The organism is Klebsiella sp. B345 (assembly GCF_051131735.1).
Lineage (GTDB): Bacteria > Pseudomonadota > Gammaproteobacteria > Enterobacterales > Enterobacteriaceae > Klebsiella.
The window spans coordinates 416,041-432,415 of the sequence record NZ_CP180443.1 but is presented as its reverse complement, the minus strand read 5'-3'; the positions used below and the strand labels follow the sequence as shown (position 1 = coordinate 432,415).

The 16,375-nt window shown below is 52.8% G+C and carries 16 protein-coding genes; 7 read left to right on the top strand and 9 right to left on the bottom strand.

Annotated features, from left to right (window positions below; translation table 11 throughout):
* The first annotated feature begins 100 nt into the window (after nt 1–100).
* A complete protein-coding gene (locus tag ACMYSO_RS01970) occupies nt 101–1,018 on the top strand; it encodes a LysR family transcriptional regulator (protein WP_200539979.1) in 918 nt (305 codons plus the stop codon).
* A 28-nt stretch (nt 1,019–1,046) separates the two neighbouring features.
* On the opposite strand, the gene ACMYSO_RS01965 is transcribed toward ACMYSO_RS01970, so the two are convergent.
* Nucleotides 1,047–2,399 carry a PLP-dependent aminotransferase family protein gene (locus ACMYSO_RS01965; protein ID WP_434669014.1) on the bottom strand — a complete coding sequence of 451 codons (1,353 nt, stop codon included), beginning with the start codon at nt 2,397–2,399 and terminating at the stop codon, nt 1,047–1,049.
* 104 nt (nt 2,400–2,503) lie between these two features.
* Between ACMYSO_RS01965 and ACMYSO_RS01960 the strand changes: the two genes are divergently transcribed.
* Together ACMYSO_RS01960 and ACMYSO_RS01955 are read left to right on the top strand one after the other, a co-directional pair.
* Complete coding sequence (locus ACMYSO_RS01960) at nt 2,504–3,394, top strand: DMT family transporter (RefSeq protein WP_434669013.1); 891 nt, start codon at nt 2,504–2,506, stop codon at nt 3,392–3,394.
* A gap of 241 nt (nt 3,395–3,635) precedes the next feature.
* A complete protein-coding gene (locus tag ACMYSO_RS01955; protein WP_434669012.1) occupies nt 3,636–4,559 on the top strand; it encodes a LysR family transcriptional regulator in 924 nt (307 codons plus the stop codon).
* Nucleotides 4,560–4,590: 31 nt separating this feature from the next.
* Here ACMYSO_RS01955 and ACMYSO_RS01950 read toward each other — a convergent pair whose 3' ends face one another.
* From ACMYSO_RS01950 to ACMYSO_RS01915, 8 genes are all read right to left on the bottom strand, one after another.
* The gene (locus tag ACMYSO_RS01950) at nt 4,591–4,971 is read right to left on the bottom strand and encodes a RidA family protein (RefSeq protein ID WP_048335655.1); all 381 of its coding nucleotides are present in this window, start codon (nt 4,969–4,971) and stop codon (nt 4,591–4,593) included.
* A 9-nt stretch (nt 4,972–4,980) separates the two neighbouring features.
* Nucleotides 4,981–6,372, bottom strand: a complete 1,392-nt coding sequence (locus ACMYSO_RS01945; protein WP_434669011.1) for an MFS transporter — start codon at nt 6,370–6,372, stop codon at nt 4,981–4,983.
* Nucleotides 6,373–6,407: 35 nt separating this feature from the next.
* Nucleotides 6,408–7,037, bottom strand: coding sequence for an RraA family protein (locus ACMYSO_RS01940; RefSeq protein ID WP_434669010.1), 630 nt, complete (start codon nt 7,035–7,037; stop codon nt 6,408–6,410).
* 194 nt (nt 7,038–7,231) lie between these two features.
* Nucleotides 7,232–8,494 carry a Zn-dependent hydrolase gene (locus ACMYSO_RS01935; protein ID WP_434669009.1) on the bottom strand — a complete coding sequence of 421 codons (1,263 nt, stop codon included), beginning with the start codon at nt 8,492–8,494 and terminating at the stop codon, nt 7,232–7,234.
* A 61-nt stretch (nt 8,495–8,555) separates the two neighbouring features.
* A complete protein-coding gene (locus ACMYSO_RS01930; protein WP_434669008.1) occupies nt 8,556–9,485 on the bottom strand; it encodes a 2-hydroxyacid dehydrogenase in 930 nt (309 codons plus the stop codon).
* On the bottom strand, nt 9,482–10,237 hold the full coding sequence (locus tag ACMYSO_RS01925; RefSeq protein ID WP_434669007.1) for a class II aldolase/adducin family protein: 756 nt from the start codon (nt 10,235–10,237) through the stop codon (nt 9,482–9,484). The genes ACMYSO_RS01930 and ACMYSO_RS01925 overlap by 4 nt, the downstream gene beginning before the upstream one ends.
* Before the next feature lie 9 nt (nt 10,238–10,246).
* On the bottom strand, nt 10,247–11,548 hold the full coding sequence (locus ACMYSO_RS01920; RefSeq protein ID WP_434669006.1) for an MFS transporter: 1,302 nt from the start codon (nt 11,546–11,548) through the stop codon (nt 10,247–10,249).
* Nucleotides 11,549–11,972: 424 nt separating this feature from the next.
* Nucleotides 11,973–13,022 carry a CocE/NonD family hydrolase gene (locus ACMYSO_RS01915; protein WP_434669005.1) on the bottom strand — a complete coding sequence of 350 codons (1,050 nt, stop codon included), beginning with the start codon at nt 13,020–13,022 and terminating at the stop codon, nt 11,973–11,975.
* A 312-nt stretch (nt 13,023–13,334) separates the two neighbouring features.
* Here ACMYSO_RS01915 and ACMYSO_RS01910 point away from each other — a divergent pair, with 312 nt between their 5' ends.
* From ACMYSO_RS01910 to ACMYSO_RS01895, 4 genes are all read left to right on the top strand, one after another.
* The gene (locus ACMYSO_RS01910) at nt 13,335–13,814 is read left to right on the top strand and encodes a (R)-mandelonitrile lyase (protein ID WP_434669004.1); all 480 of its coding nucleotides are present in this window, start codon (nt 13,335–13,337) and stop codon (nt 13,812–13,814) included.
* The gene (locus tag ACMYSO_RS01905; protein ID WP_434669003.1) at nt 13,792–14,553 is read left to right on the top strand and encodes a carboxymuconolactone decarboxylase family protein; all 762 of its coding nucleotides are present in this window, start codon (nt 13,792–13,794) and stop codon (nt 14,551–14,553) included. Before ACMYSO_RS01910 ends, ACMYSO_RS01905 begins: the two co-directional genes overlap by 23 nt.
* A gap of 11 nt (nt 14,554–14,564) precedes the next feature.
* Nucleotides 14,565–15,149, top strand: a complete 585-nt coding sequence (locus tag ACMYSO_RS01900) for a flavodoxin (RefSeq protein WP_434669002.1) — start codon at nt 14,565–14,567, stop codon at nt 15,147–15,149.
* A 107-nt stretch (nt 15,150–15,256) separates the two neighbouring features.
* Entirely contained in the window at nt 15,257–16,321 is a 1,065-nt protein-coding gene (locus ACMYSO_RS01895) for an alpha/beta hydrolase (protein ID WP_434669001.1), read from the top strand.
* The last annotated feature ends 54 nt before the right edge of the window (nt 16,322–16,375 follow it).

Genomic DNA, 16,375 nt, shown 5'->3' with positions numbered 1-16,375 from the left:
CTGAGGATAATGCGCCCTTCTCGCTCGTGGATTACGAACATATTCTGATGGGTAGATTCTTAGCGGTGACTATTTACGCTGACATGACCGGGAAAAATCAATGCTGACGCTACGTCAAATCCGTTATTTTGTCGCCACAGCTGAAATGGGGCAAATCTCTCAGGCCGCCGTGCATCTCAACATTTCGCAATCAGCGGTCACCGGCGCAATCCAGGAGCTGGAACAACTGTTAGGCAAAAAGCTGTTTACCCGCTCGGTTCACGGTATGACGCTGACGGACTATGGCAACCATTTTCTCAACCATGCCTATACCGTTCTGCAAACCGTCGACAATGCCGTGCGCAGTATGCCGGTCACCGATACCGGTGTGCGCGGTACGCTGCGGCTGGCCGCAAGTTACACGGTGATTGGCTATTTTTTACCGTTTCACCTGCAGAGGCTGGCGCAGGATTATCCGCACATTGATATTCAGCTCTTTGAATATGAGCGTCAGGACATTGAGCAAGGATTAACGGATCAGTCGCTGGATATGGCGCTGGTACTGACCGGAAATTTGCGCCACCAGTCGATTTATGCAGAAACCCTTTTCAACTCGACACGCCGGTTATGGCTACCTTCGCGTCATCCGTTATGTGAAAAGTCGCAGGTCACACTGGCGGACGTGGCCGGAGAGCCCTTTATTATGCTCACCGTGGATGAGGCCGCAGACAGTGCAATGCGCTACTGGGAAGAAGCCGGTTTTCGCCCTGATGTTATTCTGCGCACGAGTTCTGTCGAAGCGGTACGCAGCATGGTGGCTAACGGCTCGGGGATCGCCATTTTGTCCGACCTGGTTTATCGTCCGTGGTCGCTGGAAGGAAGACGCATCGAGACCCGTTCGTTGGTCAACAATGTCCATCCGATGAGCGTCGGTCTGGCGTGGCGCAACGATACCCGTTTTACCCCTGCCATGGCGGCGCTACGCGAATATTTTCGCAGCGCATTCGTCACACAGCAGATCAATATGGTAAGACGTTGAAAGGCTCCTGCAATCAACGCGCGGCAATTTACATTAGGTTGGAAGGTAAACCATATTGTTCATTTTCAACGGCTTCACGTACTTTCAATAATGCTTTCTGCAAGTTCTCAATCGAGACGGATCCCAGTGCTATCCGAATGGCCTGGGGAATGGTCTGGGCGGTGCAGAAAGGTTCGGCTGTTGAAACCGAAATGTGGCTGTCCATCAGAACTTTCACGATACGATCGGCCCGTGACTCTTCGGTCAGCGGCAGCCAGGCAAAATAAGAGCCCGGATGGGTAATACAAGGGATTTCGCCCAGGGTATTTCTGAGCACCGCCTGTCTTTGGCGCGCATCCCGTCGTTTGAGTTCTTCAAAGCGTTCAACGGTGCCATCCTGTATCCAGTTACACACCAGCGTTGTCATCACTGAAGGGGTATTCCATGTCGTTGCCCGGACGGCCCTTTCGATGGCGGGACGGTATGCCTCAGGGCACACAACGGCTCCTACCCGAAGACCGGTGGCGACATTCTTCGAATAGCCTGTGACATAAACCGTACGCTCAGGCGCGTAAAACGCGACAGGCGGAGGGGGTCTGCGGATCAGGTAGGAATAAGCCGCATCTTCAATAACCAGTAAGTCATGTTCGCGGGCGATAGCCGCCAGCTCTTTTCTCTGGCGATGTGTCAGCACCCATCCCAGGGGATTATGTAACGTCGGCATGGCATACACCGCCCTGACATGTCTTTTCAAACATAACTGCCTGAGTACGGCGAAATCCGGACCATCACTCAGTGACGGGATCGCGATGAGCTCGAGATGAAACAATTCGGCCAGTACTTTAAACCCCGGATAGGTCAGTGCATCCACAGCCACGACGTCTCCAGGCCTCAGCAGGCCCATTGCTGTCACCGTCAGCCCATGCTGTGCGCCATTCACAATCACCACATTGTCCGCTGTCGGTTTAAATCCCCTTCCTGACAGCTGTTCTGCAACGATCTCTCTCTCCGTTTGTCTGCCTGCATGGGGCTGATAACGCAGGTGTGATTCGATATCCCCGGCGGTAGATATCTGCCGCAGTGCGTCACGTAGAAGCTCACCTTGCCCGGGCAGAGCGGGATAGTTGAAATTCAGGTCCAGAACGTCCGTTGCCACGGCATGCTGGTCAATACCATGACCATAAGGCAACGAAATTTCCCGGACAAACGTCCCCCGACCGGTCTCGCCGCTGACAAGGCCCATCGCTTCCAGTTCGCTGTAGACCCGTGTCGCCGTAGCAAGCGAGATATGCTCCTGAGCAGAAAGATTGCGATGAGTCGGCAAACGGCTACCTGGCAGAATTTTCCCACTGCGAATCATCTCCGCGAATTTATCCACGATGGCTTTGTAACGTGCTTTCATCAAATGTATCCATGACAATAATTTGATTGTATCAGGTTGATGACATTACCATCCGCCCAACAGATGCTCAAGCCTGCGGGCAAAACGTCGATAGAGAGGAAAACGTGGTGAATTCAGTGGTACATAAAACCGATCCCGGCTCCATTTCCGGCTGGATTAACGGTCTGTTGGGCGTGGTGATTTTTAGTGGCTCGTTACCGGCTACCCGTGTCGCCGTACTGAGTATGGATCCGTTCTTCCTGACATTCCTCCGTGCGTCAATTGCCGGAATACTGGCTGTCATGTTGATCTTCGGTTTTCGGGAAAAGCGCCTGCACGCATCGCAGCTCATCCCACTTATCGTCGTGTCACTAGGTGTGGTGATTGGCTTTCCGCTATTGACGGCGATGGCGTTGCAACATGTTACCTCTGCGCACTCGATCGTCTTCCTGGGGCTTCTGCCCCTGACAACCGCGATTTTCGGCGTCCTGCGTGGCGGTGAACGACCTAAACGGGCCTTCTGGATCTTCTCAGTCATCGGCAGCCTGCTGGTTATGGGCTTTGCTCTCTCGCAAGGTGCTTCCGTTTCTCTTACCGGTGATTTACTGATGCTAGCGGCGGTGATTGCCTGCGGCCTTGGTTATGCTGAGGGCGCCAAACTAACCCGTGTACTGGGCGGATGGCAGGTTATCAGCTGGGCGCTGATTCTCTCCCTGCCCTTCATGCTCATCGCTTCCTTGCTCACCATGCCAGCCACATTTGCCGGCATCGGAGCGCCTGCCTGGTGCGCGTTGGGGTACGTATCGCTCTTCAGCATGCTGATTGGTTTTATCTTCTGGTACAAAGGACTGGCGATCGGCGGCATTGCTGCGGTCGGCCAGCTGCAACTTCTGCAGCCTTTCTTAGGCCTGGGTCTTTCGGCCACGCTCCTGCATGAAAGCGTCAGCCCGCTGATGGTGTTCGTCACGCTTGGGGTCATTCTGTGTGTTATCGGCTCCCGTAAGTTCGCCCGATAGGAAGCCCTCCCCGGGAACCATCTTGGGTCGGGGAATGATGATTTCTTTTGGACGAGAAGGCTTTCAACCTGACTGTGTTGACAGTCGGACATCAGGTAACTCACACTGCCTGGCCAGGCTGATGAAAAGCAGCCTTGGTCCGCATTTTCCGGACTGCGATTGGATGCCCATGTAGGAAAGCCCCCGGCTGCTTGCAAAATGGGCGTGTCATGACAATACAATAAGAGTTCGCCAGGCAGCTATGTCGCAAATACACGATCGTCTTGACTGGAATCTGTTACGTACTTTTCTGGCAATCGTCCAGGAAGGCAGTATTAGCCGGGCGGCTATGCGCTTACATCTGACCCAGCCAGCGGTCAGTCTGGCGCTAAAGCGCTTAGAAGAGCGTCTGGGAGAAAACCTGATCGCGCGCAGCGGATCCAGTTTTACTGTCACCACGGCGGGCGAGCTGGTCTATAAAGAGGCGCTGGCGATTTACGGCAGCATTGCCCGGCTCTCGCTGGCGGTCCAGGACATCCCGCAGGATCTGACGGGCGTTGTGAGGCTTGCCGTGGTATCGGCGGTGAAAAGCGATATTCTGGATAGTGTCCTGTCGGATTTTCACCAGGCGCATCCCCGCGTAACATTTGAAATGACCTCCGGTTCCAGCACTGATGTACAGCACGCCCTTCTCCACTTTCAGGCCGCGCTCGGCGTTTCTTTGAACCATAAAGAGGTTCCAGGCCTGGACTCTACTCCACTACTGCATCAAACCTATTTCCTCTACTGCGGGAAGAGTCACCCGCTGTTCGGCAAGACAGACCTGCAGATTGAAGCGCTGCAGAATGAGAACTTTGTCTCTTTCGCCAGCGAGCAGCTTGATGGTGTATTGGCTTCTCTCGCTGTCTATCGCGCCCAGCAGTCGCTGAATGGCTGTTCAATTGGCACCAGCTCCAGCTTGCACGAGGTGACCCGTATGATCCGCGCGGGACTTGGGATTGGAGCCTTGCCTGAACACGTCGTTGCCGAAGAAGCTGCGGCAGGCCATTTATGGAAGTTACCCCCCTACGAGGGCATTGCGACAGTTACGTTGCACCTGATGTGGAACGCGTCGCTAAAAATTAATAAGGCAGAAGAGGCGTTTCTGGCTTGCCTACGTAAAAATCTCACCCGGGCAGGCTATTAACCCAGCCCGGGGAGAGCCGTTTGTTACGGCGTTATGCCACCGTTATGCGTTCGGCGATGCAGTCAATTTCCAGCGCCACGCCCCATAGAGACACGCATACGGTAGTCCGCGCAGGAGGTGCGTGACCCAGGATCTCAGCGTACACCTCATTATAGGGCTCCAACTGAGAGGGTTCTGTCAGATAGCCATTCACCTTGATGACGTGGTCCAGGTCAGAACCTGCAGCACTCAACGCTGCGCCGAGATTCAATAATGTCTGCCGGACCTGCTCTTTGAACGTTTCTGGCTGGTACTCCGTCGTTGCTGATACCGGGAGTTGACCGGAAACAAACACCAGATTACCACTCACCACGGCCTGAGAGTATGGCCCCACGGCAGCAGGTCCTGTGTTCGCTGTCGCAATACGCTGCATAAAACCTCCTTATGTATTTTTGATACAGTGTTGACCCGCACGACGTGCAGCAGAGTGCGGAGTATCACCAGCGGTGCCGGGCTGAGCTACGGTGAGCTCTCTTTTAAAGGTCTCGGTCAACAGCAGCAACGCCACAAGTGAAATCAGGGCCGCGCCGATCATATACCAGGCTACCGAGGAGCCTTTCCCGGTCCACGAAAGCAGCGCGGTAGTGACAATCGGTGTGGCTGCGCTGCCCAGCAGACCAGAGAGCATGTAGGAGATCGAAAGCCCCGAATACCTGACTCGTGTACCGAATAACTCAGCCAAAAACGTGGCGATAGGGCCATAATTTGCGGCGAATGCCGTCATCAACAGGCCATAGCCGAGAAATACCAATGGCAGTTCGCGGGTATCCATTAACCAGAACATCGGAAACGCGACCAGCGCCTCGGCGACAATTCCGGCAACAATCACCGGCTTGCGGCCAAAGCGATCCGACAGTGCGCCAAAGACCGGCAGCAGGACAATACACAGCGCGCAAGATGCAAGCACCACGCTCAACATGGCGGTACGGCTAAAACCAAGTGTCTGCGTGCCGTAGGTCAGACCAAAGGCAACAATAATATTGAATGAAGCGCCGGTTGAGAGCGTCGCCACGCCTCCCAGCAGTACCTGCCGCCAGTGTTTACGCGCGATTTCCAACAACGGCACTTTCACTGCAGGTTCCTGCACTTTGGTTTTTGTGAATACCGGCGTTTCGTGGATGTTAAGACGAATATAAAGACCGATACCAATCAGCAGTGCGCTGGCGAGAAACGGGACCCGCCATCCCCAGCTCACCAGATCTTCCGGCGGTAAAAAAGCAGACATGCCCAGAAAGGCGAGGTTTGCGATAAGCGTCCCCACCGGCACACCAATCTGCACCCATGATCCATAGAGTCCGCGCTGGTTTTTTGGTGCGTGCTCAACGGCCATCAGGACGGCCCCGCCCCATTCACCTCCCAGCGCGAGCCCTTGAATCAGGCGCAGTGTCAGTAACAGTACCGGCGCCCACAGGCCGATGGAGGCGTAGTCCGGCAGCAGCCCGATGGCAAAGGTAGCGAGTCCCATAGCCAGTAATGAGATAAGCAGCATTGACTTCCGCCCCAACTTGTCGCCAAAGTGGCCGAAAAGTGCCGCCCCAACAATACGAGCTCCGTAGGCAGAAGCAAAAGTTCCAAAAGCCAGCAGCGTGCCAATTAATTCATCGAACTCAGGGAAAAATATCTTATTAAAAACCAGCGCCGAAGCAGTGGCGAAAATAAATAAATCGTACCACTCTACGGTAGTGCCAATGACGCTGGCAAAAGCCACTTTTCGCATATTAACTTGCGAACCGGCTGCTGGCGCTTCTAATTCTGAACTGGCGGAAATGGTCATAATGCTTCTCCAGGATAATAGACTGACGGTGAGTATTACGTGCGATAAATGTCGGTTAAACGCTGTCCCTGTCTCAGCCGTTCTATGATCTCCGGCTCCTGTTGCTGCAAATTTAATGCCTGTTCGAGATGCTGCTGCATCTGCTGCGCGTTCAGCGCTAAGACGCCGTTTTCATCGGCCAGAATGAGATCGCCAGGCAATACCCTGACGCCGCCGCAGTGAACGGATTGATTCACGCTACCGCCTGTTTTTCCTCTTTTGGTGGTGACAGGCGAGCGCCCTCTGCACCAGACGGGGAATTGTTCGACGCAGATTGCCCCCAAATCGGTAATATAACCGTCGAGCACCACGCCAACGATGCCTGCCTGGCGAGCTGCGACAGTCATTACCGCTCCCCAACAGGCATGGCGTTCGTCATCTACACGCTCGATTACCAACACGTCACCAGGTTTGGCGACATCGATCGCCAGCGGCAAGCTATAGCCATCATCACCAGGCAAAGAAACGGTAACTGCCGGACCGCAACATCTTATGCCAGGAAGGACGCACTGCAGCTGAGGCACCATAAACCCCTCATCAATCAAATGTCCGAGGGTGGCGGTCTCAACCATCAGCAATTTACTGATAAGCTCCAGCTGAGTCGTTTCCGAATTTATTAAAGACATTTCTTCTCACCTGTAATTTAGGGGGAATATATAATTGCGTGCTGCCACAGGTGCAATACAGAACACCCGTGGATGCGCAGCAATAAACAGGAGCATTAAAAAACAATTAGCAACAATAACTGGCGCATTACCAATATAAAAATATATAAACACCAGGTGGTTAGATAATTAACACACTTGGTACCAGTGAATAATTAACTATTAGCTCTGGCCAGCGCGGCATTGATTAATACATTTGCCCCCTGCTCTGCATGCAGAGGATCAATACTTTCAGACTCGTTATGGCTAACGCCGTCCATACAGGGGATAAAGATCATTACCGTCGGGCAGTGCCGGGCCAGATGGATGGCGTCATGACCGGCGCCGCTGATCATTTGCTGACAGGGATAGCCCAGCTGTTGGACAGCATTATCAACCAGGCCTATGCAGTGAGAATCAAATGGTGTTGACTGGCTTAACCAGTGCTCAGCGACGGACAGTTCAATATTGCGGCGAGAAGAGACTGCAGCCATAGCCTGACGGCAGGCCCGTTCAAATTGCTGCAATTGCTCATCTTCCGGATGGCGCAGGTCGAGAGTAAAAGTGACTTCTCCGGGGATGGTATTGCGCGAAGGCGACGCGATAGTCAGTTCACCGATGGTTAGCAACCCCTGCGGCGCAAATGTTGCTGCCACCTTTTCAAGTTCACCAGCCATTTCGGCAGTAGCCAGCAGGGCATCGCGGCGACTTTTCATTGGCGTCGTGCCCGCATGAGCTGGGCTTCCTGACACCGTTATATCCAGCCAGCAAATCGCCTGCCCACCCGTCACCACACCAATATTCAATCCGCGTTCTTCAAGGATCGGTCCCTGCTCGATATGCGCCTCAAAATAACTATCAAAGTAACGCCCCAGCGGGCTGTTACCCCGCCATGCCTCCTGTTCGAGTGACTCGGCCACGCTGATGCCGCTGCTGTCTTTGCGCTGCAGCGCATCATCAAGCGTCATGGCTCCAGTAAACACTGCAGATCCCATCATCGCAGGCGTGAAGCGTGCCCCCTCTTCATTGGTCCAGACGGCAATCTCAATGCTACGTACGGGGGTAATCCCCATATCACTAAGCGTACGAATCCCTTCCAGAGCAGCAAGTACCCCATAAATGCCGTCAAAACGCCCGCCTTTGGGCTGGGTGTCGAGATGACTGCCCATCACGACGGGATCCAGTTTCGGATCTGAACCCTGGTAGCGGCAAAACAGGTTACCGATCGCGTCAGTAGTGACGGTCATCCCCAGATGTAAGCAGTCATTAATGAATTTCCGTCGCCCAGCGCTGTCTTCTTTCGTTAGCGCCAGGCGGCTGTTTCCGCCTTTTTTCGTCGCACCGATGGCCGCCATCTCCATCAGGTTTTCCCACAAGCGGGCACCGTTTATGGGCAGCAGATTATCTGCGACATTACGGATATATGTGAGTTGATTCATTCTTTTCTCCAGTTGCAACTCGGTGAGCAACCATCACCGCGGCAGATTAATTATTTATGCCCTAATATCCGAGGGCCGGATTAACGATTTTGTTGAGCCGTTTCCCCGCCCGTAAAAGGTCGATATTGGCACCAACCTGTTTAACAATGGCTTCAAATGAGGCGGCGGAAGCCATGTGGGGGGTAACCAGGATGCCGTCAGTTGTCCACAGAGGATCGCCAGCAGGCAGCGGTTCTGTCTGGAAAACATCAATCACGGCGCCTTGTAGGTGTCCGGAGGCCACGCAAGCAACAAGATCTTCTGGCACCATATGCAGTCCGCGCCCGCAGTTAATCAGGCTTGCGCCCTGGGGTAGCTTTTTAAACAGTTGCTGGCACAGAATGCCCTGGGTATCCGCCGTCAGCGGTAATAAGTTGATTAAGATATCGGTCTGTGACAAAAAGTCATCCAACCCCTCGTGGCCGTAGAATGATGCGACGCCGGGGATTGATTTCGGCGAACGTGACCAGCCATTTACCCGATAGCCCATCTCTGACAGCTTTACGCCAACGAAACGCCCTATCTCTCCCAATCCCATCAGGCCAATACGCCGTTTTCCTGCCGAAACCTGCGGATAGCGGAACCACGTTTTGTCCCGAGCATTTTTTATGACCCAATCAAAGTTGCGGTGAAAATAGAGTACGGCCCAGAGTATGTATTCATACATACCCTGCTTTTGGTCGCTGTCCACGATACGGCAAACATCGATACCAGAATCCAGCAGCTCTTGACCAAGGTGATCGACGCCCGCCGCCACGGAGTGAATAAGCTTCAGTTTGGGAAATCGGCGCACGGTCCCCGCCTCCGGGAACCAGCACACGGCAACATCAGCCTCTTCGGCGGCGGCATCGTCCGGCAGCACCAACGGAATGTCCGGGCGATGATGACTGAAAGCCTCAATGAGTTGGCTGCGGAAAGCATCAACGGTCGTGACAATAACGATATTATTCATGAGCAGTAGGACTCTTTCTGCGCCACGATCAGACCCTTGGCGGCTTGCCAGCCGTTATTGACGATAGTATCAATTCCCTCACGCCTGAATTGCTGGGCCGCGTGACGGCACACCTCTTCGGCAGGGAAGATCAGTTCAGCACCACCTGCGAGCGCCTTAATTTGTGCCTGGCATGCACGTTCGAGGAAATAAATCTCGTGAAAGGCCCAGGCGATGCTTTTCCCTGCGCCAAGCAGACCGTGGTTGCGCAGGATCATCGCATTATAAAAACCTAAATCGTCCACCAGCCTTGCCCTTTCGCTGAGTGACAATGCAATGCCTTCATAGGTGTGATAGCCCAGATTGTCGTAAAACTTCAGTGCGTGTTGTGTGAGCGGCAGCAGGCCCTGTTTTTGGGCTGATACCGCCATACCGTCCGCGGTGTGGGTATGGATAATGCAGTGAACATCGTCCCGGGCGCTGTGGATCGCTGAATGAATGACAAAACCAGCAGCATTAACGGGTTTATCCATTTCAAAGTCTTCGACAATTTCACCGTCAAAATCAATTTTCACCAGATCTGATGCCGTCATATGTTCGAACAGCACGCCATACTTGTTGATTAGAAAATGATCCGGTTCACCGGGAACCTGCAGAGAAATATGTGTGTCAATCATATCGGTCATTTTAAAATGGGCTATCAGGCGGTACAGCGCCGCCAGTTCACAGCGTGCCAGCCATTCTGCTGGAGTAACTTTTTCTTGTAGTGTCATAGAGGCTCCTTACTTACTTTCTAAAAGTTCAGCCTCAGAGGCTGAAGTTGGATCTTTGAGCCGGCTCAGCCCGATCACACCCAGCAGGGACAGAGTCGACAGAAGGCTGAAAAATAGCGCCAGAGGCAGCCATTGCCCGGCGTAATTTTTCGCAATCACGGTACCAATCAGCGGAGTCGTGCCGCCGGCAATAGCGCAAATCAGCTGATAAGAAATAGAGATTCCTGAATAACGCAGCCTGGTTGGGAAAACGGAGACCATATAACCTGCCACCACGGCATAAAGCGCCGAGAGGATAACGACCGCGACGGCAATGCCTAGCGTCATCAGCAGTAGATTTTTCGTATCGACCAGTATAAACATCGGATATGGTGTAATCAGGCATAGCGCTGCCGCTATTTTAAGAAATCTTCCCTCACCTATTTTATTGGCCAGGAGTGCAGAAGCAGGCTGAGATATAAGTTGAATAATTGTCACCACAAACAGGCAGTCAAGTATTGTGGACTTCGCTATGCCAATATATTGCGTGACATAGGTGATCATAAAGATATTGGTAAAGAAAAAGCCGGCCGAGCCAATTGTGACGGCAATAGCCGAGAAGAATATATGCGGAAAGTAATGTTTCAAAACGTCAATGACTGGATTATCGGCAAGTTCACGTTTGGCTTTTAATGTCTCAAATTCCGGCGATTCATCCACCCGCATGCGGATAAAGAGTCCGACCATCATCAACACGCCGCTTGCCAAAAATGGCAAACGCCATCCCCATGACAAGAAGGCCTCCTGATCCAGCATTGACACCAATCGGAAGGCGATAAGAGACAGCAGCAGGCCTGCCGGGCTACCCAACTGCGCAAAAGAGGCAAAGAACGTTTTGCGTCCATGTGGTGCATGTTCACTGGCCATCAGCACTGCACCGCCCCACTCGCCGCCTACCGAAATACCTTGTACGATCCTGAAAGTGACTAAAAGTATTGGCGCCCAGATACCGATTTTATCGTAACCAGGAATAAGGCCTATTGCGGTGGTGGCAAGCCCCATCAGCATCATCGTAAAAAGCAGCATCTTGCGACGGCCTAACTTGTCGCCCAGATGACCAAAAACGACGCCTGCCAGGGGCCTGGCAATAAATCCTACGGCAAAAGAAGCAAAGGCGGCAAGCGTACTGACCAGTGGGTCTTCAGCAGGGAAAAATACATGTCCAAGGACCAGTGCGGCCGCTGTGGCATAAATATAAAAATCGTAGAACTCTATTGTTGTACCAATGAAGGCACCGAGGGCGGCTTTTTTTGCCTGAACACTATTGGACATTATTTTCTCGAAACCAATTTAGTCTGTTCTTATGTGGGTGGGTTATCTCCTTATCACTCTGTCAGGTCAAAATAATTATACTTATAATCATTATTAATCTGCTTTATAGGGTGGGTAAATCAAATTAACGGTGCAATCTGGTGCAATAACACGTCAGCCAGGCCATTTAACTCGATGAAAAAAGTAAACAATATTAACCATGTCAACATTCAAAAATAATTGCACCAGTACAAAGCATTTAACGCACTATTATGGCTCGTGAGAATTTTTGTTAGAGAGATCTGGTTTTTGTCCACCAGCAGGTAGTTTTCCAATCATCACATGTCTGTTTTGCAGTGAATAAATACCGCAAAATTCAGCGAAATGTGACTACAGGCAATGGCTATACCCCAGCCTGCATAACTGGGGTATCAGCGGAGGGTAACTAAATATTTTTATCGAAGAAAATGTCTAACTTTTGCACTGCCTGGTCAACGTATTTAGGTACCCAGTAGGTCTCAATATGCGTAGCGCCATCGATCAGGAAGAGCTCTTTGTCCTTCGTTCCGGTCGCTTTCGCGAACGCATCCTCGGTCATATACAGCGTATCCGCCTTTGTGCCGGCAATCATCAGCAGTGGTTTATTGATGAGATTGATATGATCGGTCACATCAAAGTTCATCAAATCCAACAAGCTGCTGGTGGTGTATTTAAACGTTGAATTCGGGTGTGCGTGCGTTTTCCAGTAGTACTCATAGCCCTGCCGATATAAGGCAAAGGGCAATTTGGCGATCTGTTCATCTGTCAGGTTTGCATCGCCAGAGTAAAGCACTTCGCCACCGGCAGCTTCCTGAGCGCGTGCATCAGAAGCCTGCTGAAGCCGCTGCTGGATGGTATCCAGCTGTGAATCCTGCATACCATTGCGGCGCACCAGACCTGAATTAAACATGCTGATGGTGGCAATCGATTTGAATCGTTTATCCGTCTCGGCGGCCACCAGTGAATATCCACCGCCTCCGCAGATACCCAGCAGACCGAGGCGGGAAGTATCAACGCCCGGATACTGGCTAATGTAATCAGCCATGCCGTGAACATCCTCAATGCGGTTAGCCGGTTTATCCACACTGCGAGGTATCCCCCCGCTTGCGCCCTGATAAGCCGCGTCGGCAGTAATTGTGATGTACCCTTGCTCGGCGAGGCGCTGGGCATACAGCCCGGCGACCTGCTCTTTTACGCCGCCATTAGGATGTGCGACCACCACGGCAGGGTATTTTTTGGCAGGATCGTAATTCGCCGGCGTATAGACATTCGCCGCAATCTGGATGCCGTGCAGATCGTATTTCACCGGGTGGATGTTGACCTTGCCTTTGACGTTCTCAGTGATGGCACCGTCATAGACCAGCGTGAAGGGATTTTTCTTGTAATCAGCCGCATTGGCTGACGTCACTCCGGCCATTGCCGTGAGCAGTATTGCACTTAAAAGACTGAACTTCATTTTATCTCCCGTTAATTGTCAGCCTGGCCATGCATGCCAGCATAATTAAATTTGCCAACTCAGGTTAGGGATATAGCGCTGTCAGCAGCGTGACAGTGAAATAACATTTTTGTCAGAAAACAGGCCGAAATTGACTTCTCTTTTTTAATTGCGACGAATTCACCCTTATTTTATTTGCGCGGCTTAACCCTTATTTTCATTAATAGACCGGTAACTGACACAATTGTCAGGGTGGCGTCAGCCTGACGACATCCCGCCCTTATTAGAATTATTGCAGGTCATCCTCACCATCGTAGATAAGGACGCTTTTTCATGATCAGACATTTACGTTACCTCGGGCTGTTAGTCCCTCTCTTTGCATTTTCATCCTGGGCTGCAGAGCAACCATCCGCTGTCCATATCGCGCCTGCCGGAAGCCAGAACGCAGTGAATGGGCCAGCGGAGAACTTTACCGGTCGCGTGCGGGTTGATCCCCTGTTCAAACCGGATAACGAGATTCAGGTTTCCGGCGCTTATGTCACCTTTGAACCTGGTGCCCGCTCCGCCTGGCATACGCATCCGGCAGGTCAGCGACTGGTTGTGACCTCCGGCATCGGGCTCACCCAGCAAGAAGGCCAACCGGTGCAGGTCATCCGGGCTGGCGACGTTGTCTCTTGCCCGGCAGGCGTCAAACACTGGCATGGCGCAGCGCCTGGCAGTGCCATGACGCATCTGGCGATAACCGGGGTTGTAGAAGGCCAAAGCGTTAACTGGATGGAGAAAGTGACAGATGAACAATACCACGCCCATTAAGGCATTAACGGCAGCGGTGCTGCTGACCTTTAGTTTCGCTCTCACGGTAAATGCTGCACCAGTTAATCAAGGAGCCGCAGAAATGAACCAGGCACAAACGGTCACAGATACGCTGTCCGCTCGTCAGCAGGCCATCCCTTTGATAGCGGTATCGATGGCCAGTAGTCAGATGGATAAGCTGAATGCTGCTTTGAATCAGGGGCTTGATGCAGGGCTCACCATCAACGAAGCCAAAGAAATTCTGGTCCAGCTCTATGCTTATACGGGCTTCCCCCGTAGCCTGAATGCCCTTAACGAACTGATGACGGTCGTCGATGCACGTCAACAACGTGGCATTGAAGACGTCGTCGGCAAAGAGCCGGCCGCTCCTGTCCCTGTCGGAGATGAGTTGCATCGTGTCGGTACCGCAAACCAGACCACTATCTCAGGCGCTCCCGTCCAGGGCCCTGTGTTTGATTTTGCGCCGGTCATTAATCAATTTCTGCAAACGCATCTGTTCGGCGACATTTTTGCCCGCGATAACCTTGACTGGCAAAGCCGCGAGCTGGCAACGGTTGGGGCATTAGCGGCCACACCAGGCGTTGAAGCACAGCTGCTATCGCATACGCGAGCAAGCATGCGGGTCGGTCTGACGGCAGCCCAGCTGCGCCAGCTGGCGCAGGTATTGCGTGAACATGGCGAAGCGGATGCGGCGATACGGGCTGAAAAAGCGCTGCAGCAAGCGCTTGCGAGTAAATAGAAGGATTGGTTATGGAACATGATCCCACCCGCAGAATGCTGATTACCGCACTTGCCGGGCTGACGCTGGCAAACGTCTCCCTGGCACCCGCTGCGACGGGGAACACAAACCCGCGCGGCACAAGCCGAATTCTGGTGGCGTACTTTTCCCGCAGCGGCAACACACGGGTGATTGCGGGCGTCATTCACCGCAGCCTGAATACCGATCTGTTTGAAATCGAACCGGCCACCGCTTATCCGGAAGACTATTTTCAGACCGTTGAACAGGCGAAAAACGAGCGCCAACGGGGAGTCAAACCACCATTAAAAAATAGTGTTGCCGACATCTCACGCTATGAGACCGTGTATCTGGGCTTCCCCATCTGGGGGACCAGCGTGCCTCCCGTCGTGCAATCGTTTCTTAGCAGCCATAACCTTGCGGGCAAATTGCTGATCCCCTTTATTACCCACGGCGGCTACGGTAAAGGCGACAGCGACGACATCCTTGCCGGTCTGGCCCCCTCTGCCCGCCGGGAAAAACCGCTGGTCATTGAATGCGATCAGGAGCGCCGAACCACAGAAACGGTCACCAGTTGGTTAGAGGCAATACGCGGCTAATTGTACGTATTGATGAGCCAGCCCAATAAGGGCAATCAAGGGTGCTAAATAATTACCCCCGCTAACTCAGATATGATTGAACAGCAAACATAACAGAGGATGTCATTTTGAAGACAATAGTAAAAACGCTGGCCATCGGCGTGATGGCAGGTGGCCTGATGGCGCAGTCGGTGTATGCCGAGCCATTGGTCATTCAGCAACAAGGGAGCTTTTCTGCAGGCGGCACTATTATCACGGCACCTGGCACATTTGACGCGAAAAAGCCGCTGGACGCTGCCGGTCAAACTTATCATGGCGATCATGCGTCGGTGTTCTACCAAATCCCGGAACACCCGCATAAATACCCTATCGTCATGCTGCACGGCGCCGGTCAGTTCTCCCGTACCTGGGAAAGTACCCCGGATGGTCGTGAAGGGTTCCAGAACATATTCCTGCGTCGCGGATTCTCAACCTATCTTGTCGATCACCCCCGCCGGGGCAGCGCCGGGCGCACAATCGTAGAAGGGACGGTGACGCCAAAACCGGATGAGCAGCTGTGGTTTAATCAGTTCCGTGTTGGCGTGTGGCCAGACTATTTTAAAGGCGTCCAGTTCTCTCACTATAAGGAAGCGCTGAATCAGTATTTTCGTCAAATGACCCCGAATACCGGGCCGTTTGATATCAACGTTATCTCTGATGCGATGTCCGCCGTGGTGGATAAATCCGGCCCGGCGATCCTCTTCACCCACTCGCAAGGCGGCGGACCGGGCTGGTACACAGCGATGAAAAACGACAAGGTCAAAGCTATTGTTGCCTTTGAGCCCGGCAGCAGCTTTGTCTTCCCGGAAAATGAGCTCCCTGCCCCGATGCCCAGTGCGTTCGACACGCTGAAGGGTGAGCCAGTGCCGATGGAACAGTTTATGGCGCTGACTAAAATCCCAATTCTGATTATTTACGGCGATAACATACCGGATAAGCCTGTCGCCATGCCCGCGCAGGACAGCTGGCGCGTACGTCTGGCAATGGCTCGCCAGTGGCGTGACGTGGTGAACAAGCATGGCGGGGATGTGACGGTGACGCATCTGCCTGAGATCGGCATCAAAGGAAATACCCATTTCCCGTTCTCTGACCTTAATAATGTGCAGATTGCTGATTTAGTCAGCCAGTTCATTCACGATAAAAAGCTCGATTAACTGCCCATAAGAGGCCTGGTTGTGAAACAAACCAGGCCTCTGATACACATTATC